Origin of the sequence: Chloroflexus sp. (assembly GCF_034431535.1) — a bacterium.
Classification (GTDB): Bacteria; Chloroflexota; Chloroflexia; order Chloroflexales; family Chloroflexaceae; genus Chloroflexus.
Genome location: NZ_DAOUDC010000052.1, coordinates 36,510 through 58,670, shown reverse-complemented (window position 1 = coordinate 58,670; position 22,161 = coordinate 36,510). Strand labels below are relative to the sequence as shown.

The window sequence follows — 22,161 nt, the reverse complement described above, 5'->3', positions numbered from 1 at the left end:
TACGCGCCCCTTTTCACGCAGGCGGCGTGTGGCCGTACTAAGCGCCTCGCCTATCACACAGTCAAAGTAGATTAACTCCACGCTGTTGTCGATCAAGGCGCGATAGAGTTGCTCGGCTTTTTAGTACCAGACATCAGTCAGTTGGATTGATTAATCCAACGAGCACCGTTGAGCCAGTTTTCTAAGCTAATGGCTGGCGCTGCAACCGTCGGATACCGCCACGGCATAGCCGGTTGGGTGAATGCTGCCATCTGTTGCGCTTGGACAAAACGGACGAACGCCTCGACGATTGGCAGGCTCTCGGCGGGCAAGCTCTGCACGAGCGCGCTGATCCGCTCGCGGGTTTCGTGACGGGTGATGGTCGCTTCCATACCTCTGGCGCCTTTCTGGCAGATGCCAACGCGCTGGCGCTTGATGCGACGCAGCGCGTAAACGCTGTTTCATAATACCCCACCGCAAACAGAAAAACCGGCGCACAAGGGAGGTGATCCCTTCGTCGCGTGCTGGGCTTGAGTTGTTTGAGCGGATGAATGAAACAGAAAAACCGGCGCACAAGGGAGGTGATCCCTTCCGCGCCGGTTGCCGGCGGCGTGAGGCTTAGCCGCGCCGGAAGACGAAGTTGCTGTTTTCAACATCGACTACGATCGTGCTGCCCTCTGGGAAGGCGCCTTGCAGCAATTGCAGCGCCAGCGGGTTTTGGATCCGTTGCTGGATCACCCGCTTGAGTGGGCGCGCGCCATAGACCGGGTCGTACCCCTCGGCAGCCAACTGCGCTCGCGCGGCAGCGGTCAGTTCGAGGTTGAGCTTGCGGTCGGCCAACAGCTTGCGCAGCCGGTTGAGCTGGATCTCGACGATCCGGTCGATGTGCTCGCGGGTGAGCGGCGCGAAGACGATCACTTCATCGATCCGGTTCAAGAATTCTGGCCGCAACACGCTGCGCAGCTCTTCCATCACCGCGGCCCGGATCTCGCTTTGCGCCGCGCCTTCACGGGCCAGCTCCTGAATCGTCGCGCTGGCGATGTTGCTGGTCATAATGATGACCGTGTTCTTGAAGTTGACCACCCGGCCTTGACCATCGGTCAACCGCCCGTCGTCAAGCACTTGCAGCAAGACGTTGAAGACGTCGGGATGCGCCTTCTCGATCTCGTCGAACAGCACGACGCTGTAGGGTTTGCGCCGCACCGCTTCGGTCAACTGGCCGCCCTCATCGTAACCGACGTAGCCGGGAGGCGCGCCGATCAGGCGAGCCACCGAGTGCTTCTCCATGTACTCCGACATGTCGATCCGCACCATGGCCTGCTCGTCGTCGAAGAGGAACTCGGCCAGCGCGCGGGCCAGCTCGGTCTTACCGACGCCGGTCGGGCCAAGGAACAGGAAGCTGCCCAAGGGCCGGTTGGGGTCTTGCAAGCCAGCGCGCGCGCGGCGCACCGCGTTCGATACCGCCGTGACCGCCTCGTCTTGGCCGACGACGCGCTGGTGCAGGCGCTCTTCCATATGCACCAGCTTCTCAAGCTCGCCTTCGAGCAGCTTCGTCACCGGGATGCCAGTCCACTTCGAGATAATCTCGGCAATGTCGGTCTCGGTGACCTCTTGGCGTAACAAGCGATTTTGGCCGCCAAGTTTGGCCTCGGTCTCTTGCAGCTCGCGTTCGAGGCTGACCAGCGTGCCGTATTGCAACTCCGCCGCCTTGTTGTAGTCGTATTGGCGTTGAGCCTGCTCGATCGCGGCGCGGGTCTGCTCGATCTTCTCTTTCAGTTGCTGGATGCGCTCCAGCTCTTGCCGTTCGCGTTGGATTTGCGCTTCCAGTGCCGCCCGCTGCTCGCGCAGGTTGGCCAACTCTTGCTCAAGCTTCTCAAGCCGCTCTTTGCTGGCCTGATCCTTCTCTTTGCGCAACGCCTCGCGCTCGATCTCCAACTGCATCATCCGCCGCTTCAGATCGTCGAGCTCTTGCGGGTCGGAGGTAATCTCCATGCGCAAGCGCGCCGCCGCTTCGTCGATCAGGTCGATCGCCTTGTCAGGCAGGAAGCGGTCAGAGATGTAGCGATCCGAGAGCATCGCCGCCGCGATAATCGCGCCGTCGGTGATGCGCACGCCGTGGTGGGTCTCGTAGCGCTCTTTGAGACCGCGCAAAATCGAGATGGTATCTTCGACCGACGGCGGATCGACCATCACCGGTTGGAAGCGCCGCTCAAGCGCAGCGTCCTTCTCGATATGCTTGCGATACTCGTCGAGCGTGGTCGCGCCGACCATGTGCAGCTCGCCGCGGGCCAGCATCGGCTTCAACATATTGCCGGCATCCATCGCGCCTTCAGCCGCGCCAGCGCCGACGACGGTGTGTAGCTCGTCAACGAACAAGATCACGTCGTCGCGCTCTTGGATCTCTTTGAGCACCGCTTTCAGGCGCTCTTCAAACTCGCCGCGATACTTGGCGCCAGCGATCAGCGCGCCAAGGTCAAGCGCAATCACCCGCTTGTTCTTCAGCGCTTCGGGCACGTCGCCGCGCACAATGCGCTGGGCCAAGCCCTCGACAATCGCCGTCTTACCGACACCCGGCTCGCCGATCAGTACCGGGTTATTCTTGGTGCGGCGCGACAAAATCTGGATCACGCGCCGGATCTCTTCATCACGCCCGATCACCGGGTCGAGCTTGTTGCGCGCGGCCAGCTCGGTCAGATCACGACCATACTGCTCAAGCGCGGCGTAGGTGCCTTCGGGGTTCGGGCTCGTCACCCGCTGCGCGCCACGCACTTCGCGCAACGCCATCAGCAGCTTATCGCGGGTCAAGCCGGCTTGTTTGAGCACGCGCTCGACCCCGCCGCCGGCATGATCGAGGATCGCCAGCAGCAAGTGCTCGGTGCTGACGTACTCATCGCCAAACTGGGCCAATTCATCATGGGCCTTGACCAGCACCGTGCGCAAGCGCGAACCGAGCTGCACCTGCGCACCGCCGCCGCTCATGCGCGGGAAGCGGGCAATTTCGTTATTGATCTGCTGCTTAATCGCACCGACCGGCAGATTCAGCTTAGCTAGTACCTGCGGCACCACGCCGTCGCTCTGGTCGAGCAAAGCGTAGAGCAGGTGTTCCGGCTGCACCTCGGCGTTGCCCAGCCGTTCAGCCGCCGCCTGCGCCGCCGCGATCGCCTCGTAGGATTTCTGCGTAAACCGATTAGTATTGAAGGACATACGTCCACCTCCTTACATCTTATGCTGCTTTTACTGTAGCAGAGCGGTATCTGTGACGCGATAGCGCAGTGTTAACGTTGCGTTGGAAAATGCGCGTTACTTTTGGCCGGTTGCTGCGGTTTCTTATATAGAGAGCAAAAAATGGGGCGCAGCAGCACGGAGGCAAGCGATGGCTATGGAAGGGCAGCCGTGGTATCGGCGACCGCAGCGGGTAGCGGCGCTGATCTGTGCGCTGATCGGCGGATTGCTGATCGCGTTTGGGCCGGAGGCGAAGGCGATGTGGTGGCCGGATGGGGCAGCGACGGCGGAAGCGTTTGAAGTAGAGGCATTGCCCACACCCACGATCGAGCCGTTGGTGGTGTATGTGTCGGGGGCGGTCGTAGCGCCGGATGTCTATCGGTTAACACCGGGAGCGCGGGTGGTTGATGCGCTGCAAGCGGCGGGCGGCTTGATTGAGCTGGCCGACGTGAGTGGGATCAATTTGGCGGCGCAGGTGCGGGATGGCGAGCACATCCGCGTGCCATACGTGGGGGAGGCAGTGGCGCAAGCGGCAGCGAGCGAGCAATCCGGGTTAATCAACCTCAACCGCGCGAGTGCGGCTGAACTAGAAGAGTTGCCGGGAATTGGAGCAACGCTGGCGGCTCGGATCATTGACCGGCGCACGGCGCAGGGCCCGTACCGCAGCGTGGAAGAACTCCGCGAGGTGCCCGGCATTGGCGAAAAGCTGTTCGGCCAGATTGCGCCGCTGATGACAGTTGGACCATAAGCAACAATTGCATCTACAACCTTGCACGAATCGTTGGTCTAGCATATACTCGCGGTGACACACGAGTGATAGGTGGCGAGCGCAATTGTCAGTGTGAGAGGGCGTGTTCGATTGTCAGTGCGAGGGCGCGCAGCGCCCAAAACAATCTCCTGATTCAGCGTGAAGTATGCCTGAGCAGGTGCTTCCCGTGCTCGTGGGGGATTGCTTCGCCGCGCAGAGCGTGGCTCGCAATGACACCGGGAGCGCGGTGGTGGCGCCTCCCTCCCTCAGCGGGGAGGGCTAGGGTGGGGGTATCTAAAGCGCCGTTCTGCCCCTCCGCTCGGCTGACAATGACAATCGGGAAGCGAGATATAGTGCAAGAGTGGAGCTTATGCGACGCACAAAAATTGTGGCAACCCTTGGGCCGGCAACGAGTACACCTGAACGGATCGCCGGATTGATTCGGGCCGGTATGAACGTGGCCCGGCTCAACTTTTCGCACGGGACTCACGCCGATCATGCAGCGCGGATTGCGATGGTACGGCGGGCAGCGGCGGAGGTAGGCCGTCATGTTGCGATCTTGCAAGACTTGCAGGGGCCGAAGATTCGTACTGGGCCGCTAGCTAACGGCCAGCCGGTTGAGTTGGTTGCCGGGCAGCGATTTATTATCACTACTGAGCCCGTGATCGGTGACGGTAATCGGGTCAGCACAACCTACCGCGCTTTGCCGCTCGATGTGCGGCCACGCGATCGTATTTTGCTGTCAGATGGCCTTATCGAGCTCGTGGTAACTAGCCATACCGACACCGAAGTCGAAACCGAAGTCGTGCATGGCGGTCGTTTGCGTGAACACCAAGGCATCAACCTGCCGGGAGTGCGGGTGAGCGCGCCGGCGGCGACTGAGAAGGATTTCGTTGATCTCGCTTTTGGGCTTGAACAGGGCGTCGATTACGTTGCGCTCTCGTTTGTGCGCCGGGCGAGTGATGTGCGCGAAGTGAAGGAGTTTATCCGGCAAGCGGGCAAGCAGACGCCGGTGATCGCCAAGATCGAACGGCCAGAAGCGCTCGATGTCTTACCGGAAATTCTGGCGGAGGCGGACGGGATCATGGTGGCGCGCGGCGATCTTGGGGTCGAGATGCCGCCGGAGCGGGTGCCGATTGTGCAGAAGCAGATCATCGCAGCGGCCAATCAGGCGCTATTGCCGGTGATTACGGCTACGCAGATGCTTGAGTCGATGATCCACAACCCGCGGCCCACCCGCGCCGAAGCGAGCGATGTCGCCAATGCTATCATTGACGGCACCGATGCCGTGATGCTCAGCGGCGAGACAGCCGCCGGCGCTTACCCGATCGAAGCAGTACAGATGATGGCGTTGATCGCCGATGCGGTTGAGGCGTCGTTGAGCAGCAGTCAATATCAGGGCAAGCCCCGCTGGACGATTTCGCCGGCGCAATCGACGCCGCGCGCGATTGCAGCGGCAGCTTGCACCATTGCCAATACGCTGCCGGTGCGGTTTATCGCCGTCTTGACCCAGAGCGGTTCGAGCGCGCGGCTCGTTTCCCATTACCGGCCTGAGGTGCCAGTGCTCGCCTTCTGCCCAAGCGACGAGACAGCTCGTCGCACCAGTCTGTATTGGGGTGTGACGCCGATCGTCATCGAAGCCCGCGACCGGCTTGATGAACTTGAGCAGCAGATCGTCCGCATGATGCGCGATGCTGGCTATGTCCGGCGCAGTGATCTGATTGTGTTAAGCGGCGGCCACCCGGTCTACCGCTATGGGCCGACGAACTTTTTGAAAGTTATCACAATCGAATAGGATTCTTGACACTAGCCTCATCGGATGCTACGCTGTAGCTAATGGTAGACCGTGTTGGGCAGGAAGACCATGCGTATTGTCTCGCTGCTGCCGGGGACAACCGAAATCGTCTGTGCGCTGGGGCTTGGCGACCATCTGGTTGCAGTGACTCATGAGTGCGACTATCCGCCGGAAGTGCGCGGGTTGCCGGTAGTGACGCGCAGTATGCTGGAGCAGGACGAGAGTTCGTCAGCCGAGATCGATGCGGCAATTCGTGAGCGCGCGCGCAACGATCTCTCGATCTACCAACTCGACATGGCATTGATCGAGGCGCTCCAACCCGATGTGATCTTGACGCAGGCGCTGTGCGATGTGTGCGCCGTGCCGTTACGGCAGGTGGAAGCGGCGGTCGCCAGTGGGACGGCGCAAGTGTTGTCGTTTGAACCGACGAGCTTGGCCGGTATCTTCGGCTCAATCAAAGCGATCGGGCGAGCGCTGGGGGCACCGGAACGGGCTGAGGCGTTAGTTGACGATCTGGCAGCGCGGGTCGAGCGGGTGCGCGCGCGGGCCGCGCAAGCTAGCCATCGCCCCCGCGTTGCCTGCCTCGAATGGCTCGATCCGGTATTTGGGCCGGGCCACTGGACGCCGGAATTGGTGGCGATTGCTGGTGGCCAGCCGGTGCTAGGGGTTGCCGGTGAGCGATCGCAACGGGTATCGTGGACGGATGTGATCGCCTGTGCGCCAGAGGTGATCATTGCGATGCCTTGCGGGTTTACACTCGAACGGGCGGTGGCTGAAGCCACCGCTATCTTGCCGCAGCGGGCCGGTTGGTATGCCTTGCCGGCGGTACGGGCGGGCAATATCTTTGCGGTTGATGGCAATGCCTATTTCAGCCGTCCCGGTCCGCGTGTGGTTGATAGCCTAGAGTTATTGGCCGAACTGATCCATCCCGATTTGTTTGCCGGATGGGGGCCGCAGCATGCGGCTATTGCGCTGCGTTGATCGCGGACGCTGTTGTTGTTCAGCTCCAATTCGAGGGAGAAGGTGCAGATGTCAAAGCCAGAGCTGACGATCCCCAAAGTGTTGCAGGCCCTAGCTGCTGAACTTGATCAGCCGGTAAGCGTTGCCCAACTGTGTGATCTGATGAAAACGCGCTGGTCGGTAAACTATGCAGTATCTTCAGTGCGCAGCAGCCTGCGCTGGGAAAGCATCACGCTCGGTTGGGTGAGAATCAATCGCTTGCAATATCTCCCTCTGCGGTTGGTGCTCGATGGATTGCGGTTCCGGTGTTGGCCCCGCCCGCAAGACATCGCCGAGGGCCGGTTGCCGATTGCCCATCTGCGCCCCTTTGCCGGTCTGCGCCGGCAGCCCTTGCCAATCATCTATGATGAACAGGGCGCAATATTGGCCGTGAAAGAACCAAAGAAGAAAGCAACCGGCTTTGCTTCTCATGCTGCGGTTGATATGCGAAGGTGGTTTCAACGCCATCACTTCGCTGCTGGTGACAGTATTTTGGTCGAAATTCGCTATCAGAAGCGGCCAGAATTGTATTTCACCTATGAGTCAGCCAGCGCATTTCAGGCGAGCCGCGTCGATGAACAAGATCGCGCCCTGCTACAGGCGATTGTCAAGCAGGTCGATGCCGGTACAAAGCCGTGTGAAGAGGTTATTCTGCCGATTTTTGCCAGTGCGCCATGGCGGACAGGGTACCCCGGACGGCCGTGGCAGTATCTTGTGTTGAGTGATCCACGCTTGCATCTGATTGAAGACTCGTTGCTACAGGCATCTGATCCGTATTTTGATATAGGGCGACTGTTGTTGCAAGGAACATCGAGCGATGATGTGGTGTTCCATCCAGCATTGATGGAGCAAGCGCAGCGGGTGCAGCTTCCGGCCAAGCAGTCGGTCATTGATGAGATTACGGCCTTGCAGCAAGAGATCCAACGTTCACGTACTCAAGATCAGCAGGCTGGTCTCTGGAACGGCGATTTGTCGCGTGAGTCACGAGTCGCTGATGAAGAAGAGGGTCATTTCTGGGATACGATGGATGAAATGATGGGTGTGACCATCCATATGTCTGATGAGATGACGCGGGCCGTGTTGCGCATGCAAGAAGTTCTGCCGCCGGAAGTTCTGCAGCAATTGTCCGAAGCAACTCCAGAAGAAGCTGAGGTTATTCTGAGCCGCCATCTGAACTATCTGTTAGCCAAAGCGCCCGATTTATTCCCGCGGATTGATGTGTCGCCTACGTCACCGTCGAACAATTCTTGGATCACGAAACGCAGCGTTGATAGCGATAGTGAGCCGCTCGATGAGCTTGATGCGAGCGCATGGAGCGATGACGACGATTGGGATTATGATGATGAATTTGGTGATGAAGAGTGGGATGACGATGATGATGAAGATGCCGCATTTACCCAGAGTGTCAATCTGATTAATCAGTATAGTGATTATTTGCTCGAGATGGGGAAGAAGCATTCGACTGCGCTCGCGCAGACCCGCCTTTTGAAGCCATACGCCCAGTTTTTGGCTTCGTTTTACCAACGATCGCTGCATGAAGGCGACTATGCGACGCTTGACGAGTTTCTGTTTTATTACTACCCCAATCACCACGATGGTTCAGAGCGACATATCCGTGATATGTGTGGCGCGCTCAAGCAGTTTTATGCCTTTTTGCGCGAGCGAGGCGTGATCAAAGACGATCGATTTGCGCAGGCGATCTGGAAACGGCGCGATCAGGCCGCGCGTTTAATGGCGCTGCGCCAGAAGTTGGAGCGCGATTATCCCGATCAACCTGACTTGCTCGCAATGCTGTTTAAGCCATACATGTCATAGCACCCATCATGTTTTGAGCTACCGTATGCGCCTTTTTAGGGCGCATTTTTCTTTACGTTGCATGTATGAATCATTCCTATCCTCACCAACATCATCGCCGATGTATTTGTTTGCGCGGATGTGACGATACGCAGGAGAGTGGGTATTGTATAAAAATCCTGCCCCAATGTGGCAAGTATTTGGGTGTGGTGCAGTTACGTGAAATGAGAGCAATTGCTCATCAGTGTTGGCTAGATATTCCAAAGCATGTTCCCCATGTTGTGTTAGATGAATTTGTGGTGATGTCTAGTGGCCCCCAACCCTATTCCACCGGCGCTATCGTTGGTGCGTTCAAATCGGCGGTGACCCGCCAGATCAATAGCGTTGAATGGCGCCTCTAGCATCACGGTTTGGCAACGGAATTGTTACGAACGTATTATCCGCTCGGAACAGGCGCTCAACCGCATCTGTAACTGCATTGTGGCCAATCCGCGCCGTTGGCAACGCGATCGCTATCCATAACGACGCGGTAATAGCACTGTTTTTGAGGAACGATCATGATCACCTACACTATCTCAATGCCGGCCCCTCATTCGCATCTGTTTCATGTGCGGATCAAGATTGCGCGCACCGAAACCGGCGATGTGCTGTTGTCATTGCCGGCGTGGACGCCCGGTTCGTATATGATCCGCGAATTTGTCCGTCACGTGCAAGAATTTCAGGCCGCTGACGGCGAGGGGCGACCGTTGCCGTGGCGTAAAGTTCGTAAAGATGGTTGGTTGGTGACGGCAGGCCCAGCGACGCGCGTGGTGGTCTCGTATAAGGTCTATGCGTTTGATCTGACGGTACGTACCAGCCATCTTGATGGCACGCACGGCTATTTCAACGGCGCGAACGTCTTGATGTACGTTCACGGTCATACCCGCGAATCGCTGACATTGCACGTCGATCCGCCGTCCGGTTGGCTGGTGACGACCGGTTTGGCACCGCTGCCATCTGATCCGGCATACCCGCACCGCGCTTCGTTTCAGGCTGCCGATTACGATGAGCTGGTGGATTGCCCGGTTGAGTGCGGCACCCACCGGATATTGTCATTCACAGTTGATGGGGTGCCGCACCGGATTGCGATCTGGGGACGCGGGAACGAAGATGAGGCGCGCTTGCTTGCCGATACGCAGCGAATCGTCGAGGTGCAGCGGGCGATGTTTGGCGGGTTGCCGTACCGCGATTATACCTTCATTCTCCATCTGACCGATGGGCGTGGCGGCGGGCTTGAACATCGCAACAGCGCAACCAATATGGTCGATCGCTGGACGTTCGCCGATCAGTATGAACGCTATCTGAGCCTGACCTCACACGAGCTGTTTCATGCGTGGAATGTGAAGCGGTTGCGTCCAGCGCCGCTCGGCCCGTTCGATTATCAAAACGAGAACTATACCCGCTTGCTCTGGTTGATGGAGGGAGCGACCAGCTATTACGATGATCTGCTGCTGGTGCGAGCTGGTCTGATGAGCGAGGAGCGGTATCTGCAAAAATTGGCCGATGAGATCGTGCAATTACAGAGCCAACCCGGTCGCCGTCTGCAAAGTCTGGAGCAGAGCAGTTTTGATGCGTGGATCAAATTCTACCGGCCTGACGAAAACAGCATCAATACTAGCATTTCGTACTATCTGAAGGGGGCGCTGGTCTGCTGGATGTTTGATATGGCGATCCGCGCGCGCACCAATGGCGAGCGGAGCTTCGACGATGTGATGCGCTATCTCTACCAACGTTACCCGATTGAGGGGCCGGGCATTCCCGAAGAGGGAGCGGTACTGGCCGCCATCGAGGCGATCGGCGGCGCTGATGGCAGTCTGCGCGAGTTGTACGAGCGATATGTGACCGGGGTTGAAGAACTCGACTATGCGGCGGCGCTGGCCGTGGTGGGCCTCGAACCGCGCTGGCAGCACCGGCGTCCACGGCCTGACGGGCAGCCACCGGCGTGGTTGGGGGTCAATTGGCGGAAGCAAGGCGAACGCACGCTGGTGGCTGCGGTGCGGAGTGACGGCCCGGCATACGAGGCGGGGGTGTACGCCAATGACGAACTGATCGCGATTGACGGCTGGCGGGTGAATGAAGAGCGGCTCAACCAGCGCCTGCTGGAAAGGCGACCCGGCGATACAGTGCGGTTGACGCTCTTCCGCGGCGATGCGTTGATTGAGGCGTCGGTGACATTGGCCGTCGCGCCGTATGATATGCTATCGTTGGCGCCGGTGGTGGCGCCAACGGCGCAGCAAGTGCAAATGCGGGCCGCGTGGTTGGGGCGGATCGTGTAGGTACAAGTGTAATGTATGGCGTGCGGCAGTCTCACTGTCGCTTTAAGAAAGAACCGTTTAACAGCAAGGTGCGACAATGACTTCCGTCGAAACCCTAAAGGCAATGGCGGCGGCGGCGGCGGTTGCGCTCGTGCAGCCGGGGATGGTGGTAGGGTTGGGGTTCGGCAGCACGGCGGCGCATGCCACGCGCCTGATCGGCGAGCGATTGGCCAGCGGCGTTTTGCGCGATATTGTAGGAGTGCCGTGCGCTGAAGGGACGGCGACGCTGGCCCGCGAGATGGGCATCCCGCTCATCACGCTCAATGAGGTAAATGCGGTCGATTTGACGATTGACGGCGCTGATGAGGTTGATCCGCAGATGGCGCTGATCAAGGGCGGCGGCGGCGCTTTGTTACGCGAGAAGATGGTGGCGCAGGCCAGCCGCCGGGTGGCGATTATCGTTGATGAAAGCAAGATCTCGCCGGCGCTGGGTACGCGCTTTTACCTCCCGATTGAGGTGGTTGATTTTGGTTATCGGGCAACGGCGCGCTGGCTTGAAGCGCAAGGCGGCAGTGTGCGTCTCCGTGTGCGCACCGATGACCAACCCTTTCGCACCGATCAAGGCAACCTGATCCTCGATTGGGCCTGCGGCCCGATTGCCGACCCGGCGGCGTTGGCGACGCGGTTGGCGGCGCGGGCCGGTATCGTTGAGCACGGTCTGTTTGTGGGGCTGGCGACCGATCTTTTTGTCGCCGGCGCTTCAGGCGTGCGCCATCTCACACGCTAAGATGCGGTACAATAGCGCGGTATTGTGGCGACATACGATGGCGTTCTCGCGTTCTTGCGCTAAATGGCAGCTTGGTTCCCTGCAGGAGGGTTATCGCGTTCACAGCGAGAATTGTCGCGCCGCTTTGCGGCGGTTTACCGTGACATAAGCTAGAAAGAGCGCGAGAACTGCGTTGGTAGCGTTGCCATTGCTCGATTGGGAAGGTAACGTACTGCTGACAAAGCCGTTGGTTTTGTGAATACGTTGGATGCATCGTATGCGGCTGGCGCCTTCAATTCTCACCGCTGACTTTACCCGCTTGGGTGAACAAATTGCTGCGGCCTGCGACGCAGGCATTGATTGGATCCACCTCGATGTGATGGATGGTCGGTTCGTGCCGAATATTAGCTTCGGCCCGCTAGTGGTGCGCTCCTTACGCCCGTTGGCCGATCGCTACGGTGCAATGCTCGATGCGCATCTAATGATCGTTGAGCCAGAGCGGTATGTGGCCGATTTCGCCGCTGCCGGAGCCGATCTAATCACGGTTCATGCCGAAGCTACGCCGCATGTGCATCGAGCCGTGCAGATGATCCACGATCTGGGCAAGAAGGCGGGTGTGGCTATTAATCCGGCGACGCCGCTCAGCATGGTCGAAGAGATGATTGATCAGGTTGAGTTGATCTTGCTCATGACGGTGAATCCCGGTTTTGGCGGCCAAGCTCTGATTCCCTCGGTATTAGATAAAGTGCAACGGTTAGCCGCGCTGGTAGACGATCGGCCAGTCGAAATCATGGTTGACGGCGGGGTGCATCCATCGACGATCGCCGCCTGCGCCGCTGCGGGTGCGACCGTGGCCGTGGTTGGTTCGGCAGTGTTTGGCCCGCAGCCGATCCCTGACGCCATTGCCGCCTTGCGCGCCGCGCTGGCCGAAGCGCCGCCGGTTCGCTAAAAATCGCTAGTCTGTGGTTGTGATAGTTAAGCTCTCCTCAATTCGTTGATAGGTGACGTATGTATCTAGCCGGCGACATTGGCGGCACCAAAACTATTCTTGCCTTGTTCGATCAATCTGCCGGGCCACACCATCCGCTGGTCGAGCAAACCTTTCCCAGCGCTCGCTATCCGAGTCTGCAAGCGATTATTGCCGATTTTCTGACCCAACACTCGGCGGCGATCGCCGGCGCCGCCTTCGGCGTAGCCGGCCCCGTGGTGGCCGGACGCGCCAGCATTACCAATCTCACGTGGACGATCGATGCCGCTGAGGTGAGTAGCCTACTGGGAGGCGCGCCGGTGCGCTTGCTCAACGACCTTGAGGCTATCGCGCAGGCGGTGCCGATCCTTGAGGCTGACGATCTCGCGACCCTCACTCTCGGGGCACCGGTCGCCGGCGGCGCGATTGGGGTGATCGCGCCGGGCACCGGCTTGGGTGAAGCGTTCCTGACGTGGGATGGCGCGCGCTACCGTCCGCATCCCTCTGAAGGCGGGCACACAACCTTTGCGCCCCGCAATCAGGTGGAAAAAGACCTGCTCGATTATCTCCACCAACGCTTCAACCACGTCAGCTACGAGCGCGTCTGTTCGGGGATCGGCATCCCGAATCTGTACGCCTTCGTGCGCGATCGGCTGCTCCAGCGCGAGACGCCAGCGGTTGCCGAACAACTAGCCGCGGCGGCTGATCCGACGCCGATCATTGTGCAGGCGGGAATGGCAACCGAAGGGATGTGTCTAGTGGCGCGCACGGCGCTAGAGTTATTTGTGGATATTCTCGCCGCCGAAGCCGGTAATCTGGCGCTGAAGGTGTTGGCGACCGGCGGGGTATATATCGGCGGCGGCTTGCCGCCACGGGTGCTCTCGTTGATCAAACGCGAACGCTTCTTGCAGATCTTCCGCGATAAAGGCCGCTTTAGCGACCTGCTGGCTCACGTGCCGGTGTATGTCATCCTTGAGCCAAAAGCCGGCTTGCTCGGCGCAGCAGCCGCAGCGATGACTTGACATAGCGGTTATTTTAGTGTATAAATAACACTAAATCGTAACCGGAAAAGAGGCTCGATCATGCAGGATGAACGCCCAGCTCTCTACGATGTCAGCAAATACCAGTTACCGGCGGTAACGGTTGATGTCGTCATCTTCAGCTTGATTAATCGCACCTTGCATGTGTTGTTGGTGCAACGCAAGCGCTGGCCATTCGAGGGGCGTTGGGCGATTCCGGGGGGGTTCATCCGGCTTGATGAGTCGTTGGAAGAGGCAGCGCGGCGCGAGCTTGAAGAAGAGACCGGGGTGCGCGATGTGTACCTCGAACAACTATACACCTTTGGCGATGTGCAACGCGATCCGCGCCACCGCGTGATCAGCGTGGCCTACATTGCGCTGGTGCGCGCCGATGCTCAGACGATCCGCGCCAGCGATGAAAACAGTGATGTGCGCTGGTTTCCTGTCGATCATGTGCCGGCGCCGCTGGCTTTCGATCATGACCAGATTCTGGCTTATGCCCTCTCACGCTTGCGCTCGAAGCTCGAATATACGACGCTGGCATTCCAATTGTTGCCCGAACTCTTCTCGATCCTTGAATTAAAGCACATTTACGAACAAATTCTGGGTGAGAAGCTCGATAAAGGCAACTTCTACCGCAAAATCAAAGAGGCCGGTATCCTCGAAGAGACCCCCTATATGCGCGAGGGGCGCGGTCGCCCGACCCGCCTGTGGCGTTTCCGCCGCGATCGGCCCGGCGATAAGCAGTTTGTCTTTCGCTGGCGCGAAGACCGCCGCGAGTGAGCTAGCTCGCTCTTGTTCCCCCTGTAACGCAAGGTGGTATGATTCAAATAGACAACTAGCAGCTCCGCGAAGCGAGGCGCGTTATGCGTATGCTCGAAGTGTTGATTGTAGGCGGCGGGGTGATGGGCGCGGCGACAGCGTATGCGCTCGCCCGACGCGGAAGGCGGGTGCTGCTGCTCGAACAGTTTGCCATCGGGCATGCGCGCGGGAGTTCGCACGGGTTGTCGCGTTTGATCAGCTATGCCTATCCCCAACTGCACTATACGCAACTGGCCATCGCCGCCCGGCAGGCATGGTCTGATCTCGAAGCCGATGCTGACCAACGCCTGCTCATCAAGACTGGGGCGCTCGATCTTGGCCTAGCCGACCTGCCACATCTGCGAGCATGCGCCGCCAATTTGGCGGCTGCCGGGGTGCCGTTCGAGCAGGTGTCGGCGCCTGAACTGCGCGCGCGCTTTCCCCAGCTCTCGATCTCTGATCTGACTATGAGTCTTTACCAGCCAGATGGCGGGGTGTTGCCGGCTTCGCGCTGTGTGGCGACATTCATAGAACTGGCGCGTCGTTATGGCGCTGCCATTGCGGTGGGGGTGCGGGTCGATCGGATTGTGCCAGATGGGGCAGGCGTGCGTGTTGATGCTGCCGGCGCGACCTACCGTGCGCAGCGGGTGGTGATTGCAGCCGGTTCGTATACGCCGGTGCTGCTGCGCAGTCTCGGCGTATCATTCCCATTGCTTGTCACCCGCGAGCAAACCGCCTGTTTTCTGCCTCGTGATCGGGTGTTGAGCAAAGTAGGCTATCTGCCGGTGGTGATCGATCACGACAATGGCAGTGAACCACCGCTTGTCTGTTTCCCCGATCTCGGTGAAGGAGTGAAGGCCGCGCGCCACGGTGTTGGCTCGCTGGTGCATAACCCCTACGAACCGCCGCCACTCCCCGATCCGGCTGAGAATGAACGGATCGCGCGCCGGCTCGAACAGACGCTTCCCGGCTTCGCGACCCGGCTGGTACGCGCCGAGACGTGTCGCTATACCCATACGCCTGATGGCGACTTCCTGATTGATCGCCATCCCGAATATAGCCAAATCATTATTGCCGTTCCCTGCGCCGGCCACGGCTTTAAGTTCGCCCCGTTAATCGGCGAGATCGTCGCCGATCTGGCCTTGCAAGGCGTAACGCAGTATGATATTGCTCCGTTTCGGTTCGACCGGCTCCGCAAGCGGCATCCGGTGGAATTGGCGTAAGCGGCTATATATCATTGCGAGGGCGCGGAACGCCCGAAGCAATCTCCTACTTCAGCGCAAAGCATGCCTGAGTGAGTTCCCCAAGGCAACCCGTCGCCTCCAACCCCGCCTACCCCCGCTGGGGGAGGGAGTTGGGCAAGACATCTGATGGCGACCCCGGTCCTTCAGGGCCGGACTGGGGGTACGAAGCCCCCTGCGCGGGCTAGAGTGAGCAGCAAGAGTTCAAAAAGCCGCAAAAGGCGTACAAAGGTGCGTGTTGTGTGGCTATTCCCCCAAAATCCCTTTGCGCTCTCTGCGATCTTTGCGCCTTTGCCTTACGATTCTTTGCGTCATTGCTGGCTTTGCGGCGCCGTTGGGCGGGCGGCAACGACCTTGCTCTGGTGGAACTATGCCCGCTGGCACGATCCGTCGTCGCAGGCGGGGTTGCCGCCAAAGAGGTAGCGGTTGCGGGCGACAAAGTCGTAGATTGGCCCGGCCACCATCAGCGCGCCGGGCAATCGCATCAATTCCCCCAACCCGCGCAAAGCCGGCAGCCGCAACAAGAGTTCGCGCACTGCTTCAGCCCCACGGTAAATTGTTCCGTCCGGCCCAACGACGTGCAGTTGCCCCATCGCTTCCTCGTGGCTGATCTGCGGAAACCGCTCGCGGGCAGCCGTGCTGTTGGAGTCCAGCAGTTCGATTTGGCGCTGCTCGTCATACGCCGCGACCCACTCAGCTTGTTGGCGGCACATCCGGCAGTTGCCATCGTAGAGCATAGTATAGGGCATGGGGAAAGTCCTTTCCGCTTAATATGGCACAATGGCCGTCACCACCAGCGCCAGCACGAGGATTCCGATAATCACTGCGCTCAAGATGCGAAACCATTGTTGGTAGCGTTTGCGGCTCATCTCAATGCCTCCGTATGCGATATTGCAAGGCTCTATTTGTATTATATCAATTCTGCGATCTATAGGTATGTGCGGCAGGTTGACTGCCGCACTCCACACGAGGGCTAGCTGGCGATCGCTTGCAAGACCGCTTGCGTGACTGCTGCCACGACTGCATGGTTCCGGTATGGCGGCGGAGTTCGGCGTGGGTAGGTGCGGTTGCACAACACGATAATGGCGAGTTGTTTGTCCGGAATTCCAACCATGATCGGGCCGGTAAACCCGCTATGACCAAATCCGGTCGTGATGGCTGGCCCTAGATATGGTCGCCGGAGCATCCAACCCAAACCGCTGACCGGTTGCCCGGCGCGTTCGGTTTGTGGCGCTAGCGCGGCACGCGCCGTTTCTGCGCGCAAAAGCTGCTGGCCCTCCCATGCCCCTTCGCGCAAGAAGAGTTGCACAAGGCGTAGCGTTTCGCCGGCGACGCCGAACATGCCGGCGTGCCCGACGCCGCCGCCGAGCGCGTAGGCGCTCTCGTCGTGGGTGACGCCGTGGACGAGACCGCCGCGCCATGCTTCATCCCACTCGGTGGGGGCAATGCGTGGCTGCCATTCCGCTGGTGGGCGGAAACGGGTCTCTTCCATGCCCAGCGGCGCGCAGATCAGCTCGCTGATCGCTTGGTCGAGCGGGCCGCCGTAGATCGTCGCCACCAGCTCGCCGAGCAGGAAGGTGTTGAGGTTGGCATAATCGGTCACGCTGCCGGGTGGGTGTTTGGGTGTTGCTGTATACACCGCTTGCCGGATCGCATGGACGCCGGCGCGGGCCAGCGGCGCCATCTGCACGGCCAACCCGCTCTGATGGCTGAGCAGGTGGCGCACAGTAATGCCGCCAGCTTGTAGCTCCGGTAGCCAGCGCTGCACGGGCCGGTCAAGCGGCAGCATTCCGGCATCGTGCAAGCGCAGCACCGCGGTTGCGGTGAATACTTTGGTCAGCGAGGCGAGATCGTAGATGGTGCCGAGCGTTACCGGCCTCGTGCCGGGATCGTCGTACATGGTCGTGCCGTAGGCGGCGGCGTGGATGAGGCGATCGTCCTGTGTGACCAAAACGACCGCGCCGGGGAAGATGCGTTCGTGAATAGCAGTCGTGATGATGGTGTCGATAGCTGGGATCATAGCAAAGCTTACGTTTCATAATGCGAACCGATTCCGCCGCAGCGCAATTTCTAATAACCAGAGCGCCAAGGCCAGCCCCGCCAGCAGTGACCAGAGTGAGATGACGGTGGATGGCATAGGCAGCGCAGTTGTCTCTGCCAGCGCCGGTTCCAGACTGCCGCCGGTGATGGCGGCGATCTGTTGCAAGAGGGCTTCCCCCTGCGCTGGATCGGTAAGCGCATATTCAGCCGGCGGCGGCAGCACATAGCCGATACTACGCTGCAGCGTCTGCCCGCCAGCGAATAAGGCAACTGTGATCTGGTACGGCCCGGTTGTGGGCAGAGCTAGCTCACGCGCATACGTGCCCGGCGCTATCTGCGCCAAACTGACGCTCTGTTCGCTGCCGTCGGGCAGGGTGAAGCGCGCGCTGGCCTGCGCCAAATCGATCGGCGTCCCTCCCGCGGTCTGCGCTGCAACCATCAGCCGCGCGCCGGCTGCTGTTGGTTCCACCCGCACTTGCAACGGCCCACTATCGGGCGTGGGCAGGGTATAGCGCACGATCTGGCTCCAGAATCGATCGTATTCAGGCCATCCCGGCCAATTCGCGGCCCACGGCGCAGCGGCGCTCGCCGTCCATGCCACGCTGCGGCCTAAGCCGTACTGCCAGACCGCCAGCAATGGATCGTCTGCCGGGCTTTCGAGTACGATGGTAGCTTCAGGACGCGGTTGCAGTGCGATATAGCCGTCAAGGTTCGGCAGCGCGCGCGGATCAAGGTTGCGCACTAACGGATGCGGTTGCTTGAGCAAGGCTGGTACCGGTTGTTCCACCGTGAGTTCAGCGCCGGCAATTTCGCTCTCTTGCAGCGTGATGCGTGGCAAGTCGTTTGCATCGGACACAAAATAGTAGCGTCCATTGCCCCACTGTGCCAATTGTTCGAGCAGCTCGGTATCAGAGTCAAGCCCAATCGCGATGGTGGAAAGCGTGATCTGCGCGGCGCGGGCCGTCTCGATCAATTGCTGATAGCGCGGATAATTATTGAAGTAACTGCGCCCGTCGGTTAACAAGACGGCGTGGCGCGCGCTGTACGGCTCGGCAGCCAGTGCCGGCAGCCCAACTGACAGTGACCGTTCGATATTGGTGCCGCCACCGAGCGGCATGGTCGCGATTTGCGTTTGCAAAGCCGCAACGTTCGCGCCTTCACCTACCGCTTGGAATGGTACTGTCCACAAGGTATCGGTGTCGAAAGCCAGCACCCCGATCCGGTCGTCTGGTTGCAGAGCGGTGAGGGCGAGGATAGCCGCTTCTTTGGCCATGTCAAATTTACTCACGCCAAACGCGGCGCTCATGCTGGCCGAGCGGTCAATGATCAGTAAGAGCGATACCGGCGCGCGTTGCGGGCGCGGCGGCGGCGTCATCGCCAGCGGCAGCGCCTCGGCCAGCGGTGTCTCGGCGTAGCCGCCGAGGGTGAACGACTGGTTGCCGCCGAGCACTGTCAACCCCTTGCCTTCGCTGCGCACGATTTCGCGCAAGGCAACCATCTGCTCGAAAGACAACTGGCTGGCGGGCACATCCACCAGCACAATGCCGTCATAGGCGGCGAGCTGGTCGAGGTTGGCCGGCAATGCGGCTGCCGGCACTCGTTCCACGAGTATGCCAGACTGGCGCAGGGTTGCGGCGAGCACGGCCCCGCCATCGCGATAGCCTTCAACCAGTAGGATGGTTGGCGGCGGCATCACCAGCGCCGTTGCCGCGGCAGTGTTGTTGGCGGTGAAGGTGTCGTTGCCTGCCGGGATCACTTCAGCGCGGAGACGCACGATTCCCGGTTCGCCAGCGGTATGGGTGATGGTGAACTGGTACTGATCGGGTGGGATAACGATCGGTTCTTCGCCGAGCAGTTGCTCGTCGGCCCATACCCGTAGCCGGGCCGCCAGCGGCTCGGCGCTGTTTAGAGAGCGATAGGCGGTCGTGATGGTAAGATCAAACACCTCACCGCTGCGGAGTAAGGCCGGCAGGTCGAGCCGGGTGATGGCAACTTCCGCAATGGCTGGCGGGGCCACATAACGCACATCAATTTGGATGCCGGACTGCGCAGCGTGGTGCGCTTCGGCCAAGACATTGCCGCCAGTATGCTGGCCGTCGCTGATCACAATCGCCCTGCCGCCGGCGGGCAACAGTTGGCGCGCCATCCGTAACGCGGCGGCGAGATCGCTGCCGGCGCTATCGGGTGAACGGTCACCGCCAGCCACCACATTCGCGCCAAACGCTAGCAAGCGCGTGGCCGGGCCGGCAGCATCGGCAATGGCTTGTGCCTCGGCGCGGATGGCCGCCTGCCCCTCCGCAGTGAGGCTCGCCGATTGGTCGTAGAGCACAAGGAGCGGGCCGGCTGCTAGCGCACCAGCCTGCCGCCAGATCGGATCGGTCAGTGCGGTGATCAGCAACGCAATAATCAGTATTCTGATCCCGACCACCGGCCATGGCAAACGCCGGCCTGCCCGCCGCCAGATCAACACTAATGCCGGCAACGCCAACAAGAGCCAGAACAGGTGAGGAGATTGCCACATCATCGCGCCTCCGCTTGGGGCCGGCGTTGGATGTATAGCCATTCGCCAATTAAAACGATGATCGCGGCAATGATGAGCCACGACCACAGCGGTTGCGGTATTGCAGCGCGGGTGACCGGCGTCTGGGCCGGCGCGGCGCCGATGGCGGCGCTGGCAAAGCGCGGCGTTGGATCGGATTCGCCGATGGCGCCGGCATTCACCGGGAGCTGCGTTTCGCGCAAGAGTTGGTTGCCGGCCAATTCTTGCACGCGGTAGACTCCGGGTTGGCTTGGTTCGATAGTGGCCGGAATGGCCGGCTGCAAGGCGATCGTCGTTTTGTTGCCAGTGGGGTCAATCACAGCCAGTTGCGTTGCCCGAATATCGGCTTGGTAAACCAACGGCGCGCCGAGTGTCACTGCCACCGGCGCGGGAGGCGGGGTCAGGTCGCGCACGGTGCGGGCAACCAGCAGCGGAAAGGCTAATCGGGTGGTGAGTGGTTCGTTCGCTAGATCGAAATTCCAGACCGCTACCTCACTGCGCTCGAATCTTCCGCGCAGAATGAGAGGGATACCGTCACTAAGCGCGAGCGGTGTTAACCACGCGCGCGGCTCGATCACGGCAATTCGTCCCCATGCGATCCCACCTAGATTGACATCGCGTAACAATGCTTCACCGGCAGGGGTGAGGGTGAGTGTTGTTCCGGCGGGAGTGGAGCCGTTGCTTGGGAGCAGCTCGCCAGCCGGCGGATTGATGATCAGCATACCGCCGGCAAGCCAGCGCCGGGGTTGGGTGTTCACAAAGATTGTGAGATCGACGGCGGGATCAGGCACAAACGCCGCCGGATCAACGGTAGTCAGCCGCACTTCCGGCATCGCCTGCAAGGCCCGCACCAACGTCGGCGCGTCGTCAGCAACCAGCACAACGTTGATCGGACGCTGGCCGCTGACATTCACCACCGCCGCATCGTCGAGCGGCAAACCGTCGTTGCCGTTCAATTCCAACCGGATCTGTTGCACCGGGCCGGGTAATGTCCATGCCAATTCTAACGCTGCGTCGGGGCGGATGTTTATCGGTTCAGTGCGGCTGAGCCGATCGTCAACCAGCAACCGCACATTGTCGCGGAACGGTTGATTGCCGTGGTTTGCCAGCCGGGCGTAGACATGCACCGCGCCGGCGTTTCCCGTTCGCGCGGCGAGAGTGACGACGGCGCGGTTCGATTGGGCCGTGCCAAGGATTTCAATCTGAAGCGGCAGCCGTAAAGCGGTGAGATCGGGTTGAGGTAAAGCGCCGTCGGTCAGCCAGATTACCCGCGCGCCGGGTTGGTTGAGCAGAAACGTTTCGGCGATGGTCAGCGCTCCGGTGACATCACTGCCGGCGCCTTCGACTGTTATCTGGTCTATCGCTGCGAACAGACGGGCCGCATCGGCGCTGCCGCCGCGGTCAATCAGGCGTGCTTGCGGCCCGGCGCTGATCAGCACGATCTCATCGGCGCCGCGCATCTGCCGAATGAAAGTTGTGGCGCGCTGGAGCGCACGTTCGAGCCGGGTATTGCCGCCTTCGCGCAGTGCCATACTGGTAGAGGTGTCGATCAGAATCGCGGTCGTGTGCGCTGAACCCAGCCATGGCAAGGGGAGTTGGGGTTGGGCCAAAGCCAACCCGATCAGCAATGCTGCCAACAAGTGCAGCGCCAGCAACAACGTCCACCGCAGCCGCTGGCGACGGCGGGCCGCCGGACGAGGCGGGATCTGTTGCCAGATCAAGAGCGAAGGCACGACTCTGCGCCGCCGGCGCGCTTGCCACAGGTGCAGCATGACGATCACCGGCAGCGCCAGTAGGGTGAGTAATCCTAGCGGAGCGAGTAATGTCATAGGGTTCCTGATGTCAATATGTTAGCCCCCATCTCCCGCTGAGGGAGGGGCAAGCGCCTCCACGCTCCATTTGTCATTGCGAGGGGCGCAGCCCCGCAGTAATGACAACCGCACACACCGCTCCCCGC

General features: G+C 60.3%; 16 protein-coding genes. 10 read left to right on the top strand and 6 right to left on the bottom strand.

Annotated elements, in window-relative coordinates:
- Window positions 1–137: 137 nt before the first annotated feature.
- Complete coding sequence (locus U9R61_RS12850) at window positions 138–371, bottom strand: hypothetical protein (RefSeq protein WP_322489217.1); 234 nt, start codon at window positions 369–371, stop codon at window positions 138–140.
- A 226-nt stretch (window positions 372–597) separates the two neighbouring features.
- Window positions 598–3,183 carry an ATP-dependent chaperone ClpB gene (clpB, locus tag U9R61_RS12845; protein WP_322489216.1) on the bottom strand — a complete coding sequence of 862 codons (2,586 nt, stop codon included), beginning with the start codon at window positions 3,181–3,183 and terminating at the stop codon, window positions 598–600.
- 169 nt (window positions 3,184–3,352) lie between these two features.
- On the opposite strand from clpB, the gene U9R61_RS12840 reads away from it, so the two are divergent.
- The 10 genes from U9R61_RS12840 (at window position 3,353) to solA (ending at window position 15,607) form a co-directional block, all read left to right on the top strand.
- Window positions 3,353–3,949 carry a ComEA family DNA-binding protein gene (locus tag U9R61_RS12840; protein WP_322489215.1) on the top strand — a complete coding sequence of 199 codons (597 nt, stop codon included), beginning with the start codon at window positions 3,353–3,355 and terminating at the stop codon, window positions 3,947–3,949.
- A 370-nt stretch (window positions 3,950–4,319) separates the two neighbouring features.
- Complete coding sequence (gene pyk / locus U9R61_RS12835; RefSeq protein WP_322489214.1) at window positions 4,320–5,744, top strand: pyruvate kinase; 1,425 nt, start codon at window positions 4,320–4,322, stop codon at window positions 5,742–5,744.
- A gap of 69 nt (window positions 5,745–5,813) precedes the next feature.
- The gene (locus U9R61_RS12830; protein ID WP_322489213.1) at window positions 5,814–6,725 is read left to right on the top strand and encodes a cobalamin-binding protein; all 912 of its coding nucleotides are present in this window, start codon (window positions 5,814–5,816) and stop codon (window positions 6,723–6,725) included.
- Window positions 6,726–6,773: 48 nt separating this feature from the next.
- Window positions 6,774–8,558, top strand: a complete 1,785-nt coding sequence (locus tag U9R61_RS12825) for a hypothetical protein (RefSeq protein ID WP_322489212.1) — start codon at window positions 6,774–6,776, stop codon at window positions 8,556–8,558.
- Window positions 8,559–9,094: 536 nt separating this feature from the next.
- The gene (locus U9R61_RS12820; RefSeq protein WP_322489211.1) at window positions 9,095–10,852 is read left to right on the top strand and encodes a M61 family metallopeptidase; all 1,758 of its coding nucleotides are present in this window, start codon (window positions 9,095–9,097) and stop codon (window positions 10,850–10,852) included.
- Between the two features lie 76 nt (window positions 10,853–10,928).
- Window positions 10,929–11,618: a ribose-5-phosphate isomerase RpiA gene (gene rpiA / locus U9R61_RS12815; RefSeq protein ID WP_322489210.1), complete on the top strand. Its 690-nt coding sequence runs from the start codon at window positions 10,929–10,931 to the stop codon at window positions 11,616–11,618.
- Between the two features lie 256 nt (window positions 11,619–11,874).
- Complete coding sequence (gene rpe / locus U9R61_RS12810; protein WP_322489209.1) at window positions 11,875–12,546, top strand: ribulose-phosphate 3-epimerase; 672 nt, start codon at window positions 11,875–11,877, stop codon at window positions 12,544–12,546.
- Between the two features lie 59 nt (window positions 12,547–12,605).
- Window positions 12,606–13,586, top strand: a complete 981-nt coding sequence (gene glk / locus U9R61_RS12805) for a glucokinase (RefSeq protein ID WP_322489208.1) — start codon at window positions 12,606–12,608, stop codon at window positions 13,584–13,586.
- Between the two features lie 60 nt (window positions 13,587–13,646).
- A complete protein-coding gene (locus U9R61_RS12800) occupies window positions 13,647–14,366 on the top strand; it encodes an NUDIX hydrolase (protein ID WP_066782821.1) in 720 nt (239 codons plus the stop codon).
- 83 nt (window positions 14,367–14,449) lie between these two features.
- The gene (gene solA / locus U9R61_RS12795) at window positions 14,450–15,607 is read left to right on the top strand and encodes an N-methyl-L-tryptophan oxidase (protein ID WP_322489207.1); all 1,158 of its coding nucleotides are present in this window, start codon (window positions 14,450–14,452) and stop codon (window positions 15,605–15,607) included.
- 386 nt (window positions 15,608–15,993) lie between these two features.
- Here solA and U9R61_RS12790 read toward each other — a convergent pair whose 3' ends face one another.
- The 4 genes from U9R61_RS12790 to U9R61_RS12775 form a co-directional block, all read right to left on the bottom strand.
- Entirely contained in the window at window positions 15,994–16,374 is a 381-nt protein-coding gene (locus U9R61_RS12790; RefSeq protein WP_322489206.1) for a DUF393 domain-containing protein, read from the bottom strand.
- Between the two features lie 224 nt (window positions 16,375–16,598).
- The gene (locus U9R61_RS12785) at window positions 16,599–17,645 is read right to left on the bottom strand and encodes a serine hydrolase domain-containing protein (protein WP_322489205.1); all 1,047 of its coding nucleotides are present in this window, start codon (window positions 17,643–17,645) and stop codon (window positions 16,599–16,601) included.
- Window positions 17,646–17,660: 15 nt separating this feature from the next.
- Complete coding sequence (locus tag U9R61_RS12780; protein WP_322489204.1) at window positions 17,661–20,189, bottom strand: VWA domain-containing protein; 2,529 nt, start codon at window positions 20,187–20,189, stop codon at window positions 17,661–17,663.
- The gene (locus tag U9R61_RS12775; protein ID WP_322489203.1) at window positions 20,186–22,033 is read right to left on the bottom strand and encodes a VWA domain-containing protein; all 1,848 of its coding nucleotides are present in this window, start codon (window positions 22,031–22,033) and stop codon (window positions 20,186–20,188) included. The genes U9R61_RS12780 and U9R61_RS12775 overlap by 4 nt, the downstream gene beginning before the upstream one ends.
- Window positions 22,034–22,161: the final 128 nt, after the last annotated feature.

Coding starts and splice junctions, on each gene's coding strand:
- clpB (WP_322489216.1), bottom strand. CDS start 3,183: ATGTCCTTCAATACTAATCGGTTTACGCAGAAATCCTACGAGGCGATC.
- U9R61_RS12780 (WP_322489204.1), bottom strand. CDS start 20,189: ATGATGTGGCAATCTCCTCACCTGTTCTGGCTCTTGTTGGCGTTGCCG.
- U9R61_RS12830 (WP_322489213.1), top strand. CDS start 5,814: ATGCGTATTGTCTCGCTGCTGCCGGGGACAACCGAAATCGTCTGTGCG.
- solA (WP_322489207.1), top strand. CDS start 14,450: ATGCGTATGCTCGAAGTGTTGATTGTAGGCGGCGGGGTGATGGGCGCG.
- U9R61_RS12775 (WP_322489203.1), bottom strand. CDS start 22,033: ATGACATTACTCGCTCCGCTAGGATTACTCACCCTACTGGCGCTGCCG.
- U9R61_RS12825 (WP_322489212.1), top strand. CDS start 6,774: ATGTCAAAGCCAGAGCTGACGATCCCCAAAGTGTTGCAGGCCCTAGCT.
- pyk (WP_322489214.1), top strand. CDS start 4,320: ATGCGACGCACAAAAATTGTGGCAACCCTTGGGCCGGCAACGAGTACA.
- U9R61_RS12790 (WP_322489206.1), bottom strand. CDS start 16,374: ATGCCCTATACTATGCTCTACGATGGCAACTGCCGGATGTGCCGCCAA.
- U9R61_RS12800 (WP_066782821.1), top strand. CDS start 13,647: ATGCAGGATGAACGCCCAGCTCTCTACGATGTCAGCAAATACCAGTTA.
- U9R61_RS12850 (WP_322489217.1), bottom strand. CDS start 371: ATGGAAGCGACCATCACCCGTCACGAAACCCGCGAGCGGATCAGCGCG.
- U9R61_RS12840 (WP_322489215.1), top strand. CDS start 3,353: ATGGCTATGGAAGGGCAGCCGTGGTATCGGCGACCGCAGCGGGTAGCG.
- rpe (WP_322489209.1), top strand. CDS start 11,875: ATGCGGCTGGCGCCTTCAATTCTCACCGCTGACTTTACCCGCTTGGGT.
- rpiA (WP_322489210.1), top strand. CDS start 10,929: ATGACTTCCGTCGAAACCCTAAAGGCAATGGCGGCGGCGGCGGCGGTT.
- U9R61_RS12820 (WP_322489211.1), top strand. CDS start 9,095: ATGATCACCTACACTATCTCAATGCCGGCCCCTCATTCGCATCTGTTT.
- glk (WP_322489208.1), top strand. CDS start 12,606: ATGTATCTAGCCGGCGACATTGGCGGCACCAAAACTATTCTTGCCTTG.
- U9R61_RS12785 (WP_322489205.1), bottom strand. CDS start 17,645: ATGATCCCAGCTATCGACACCATCATCACGACTGCTATTCACGAACGC.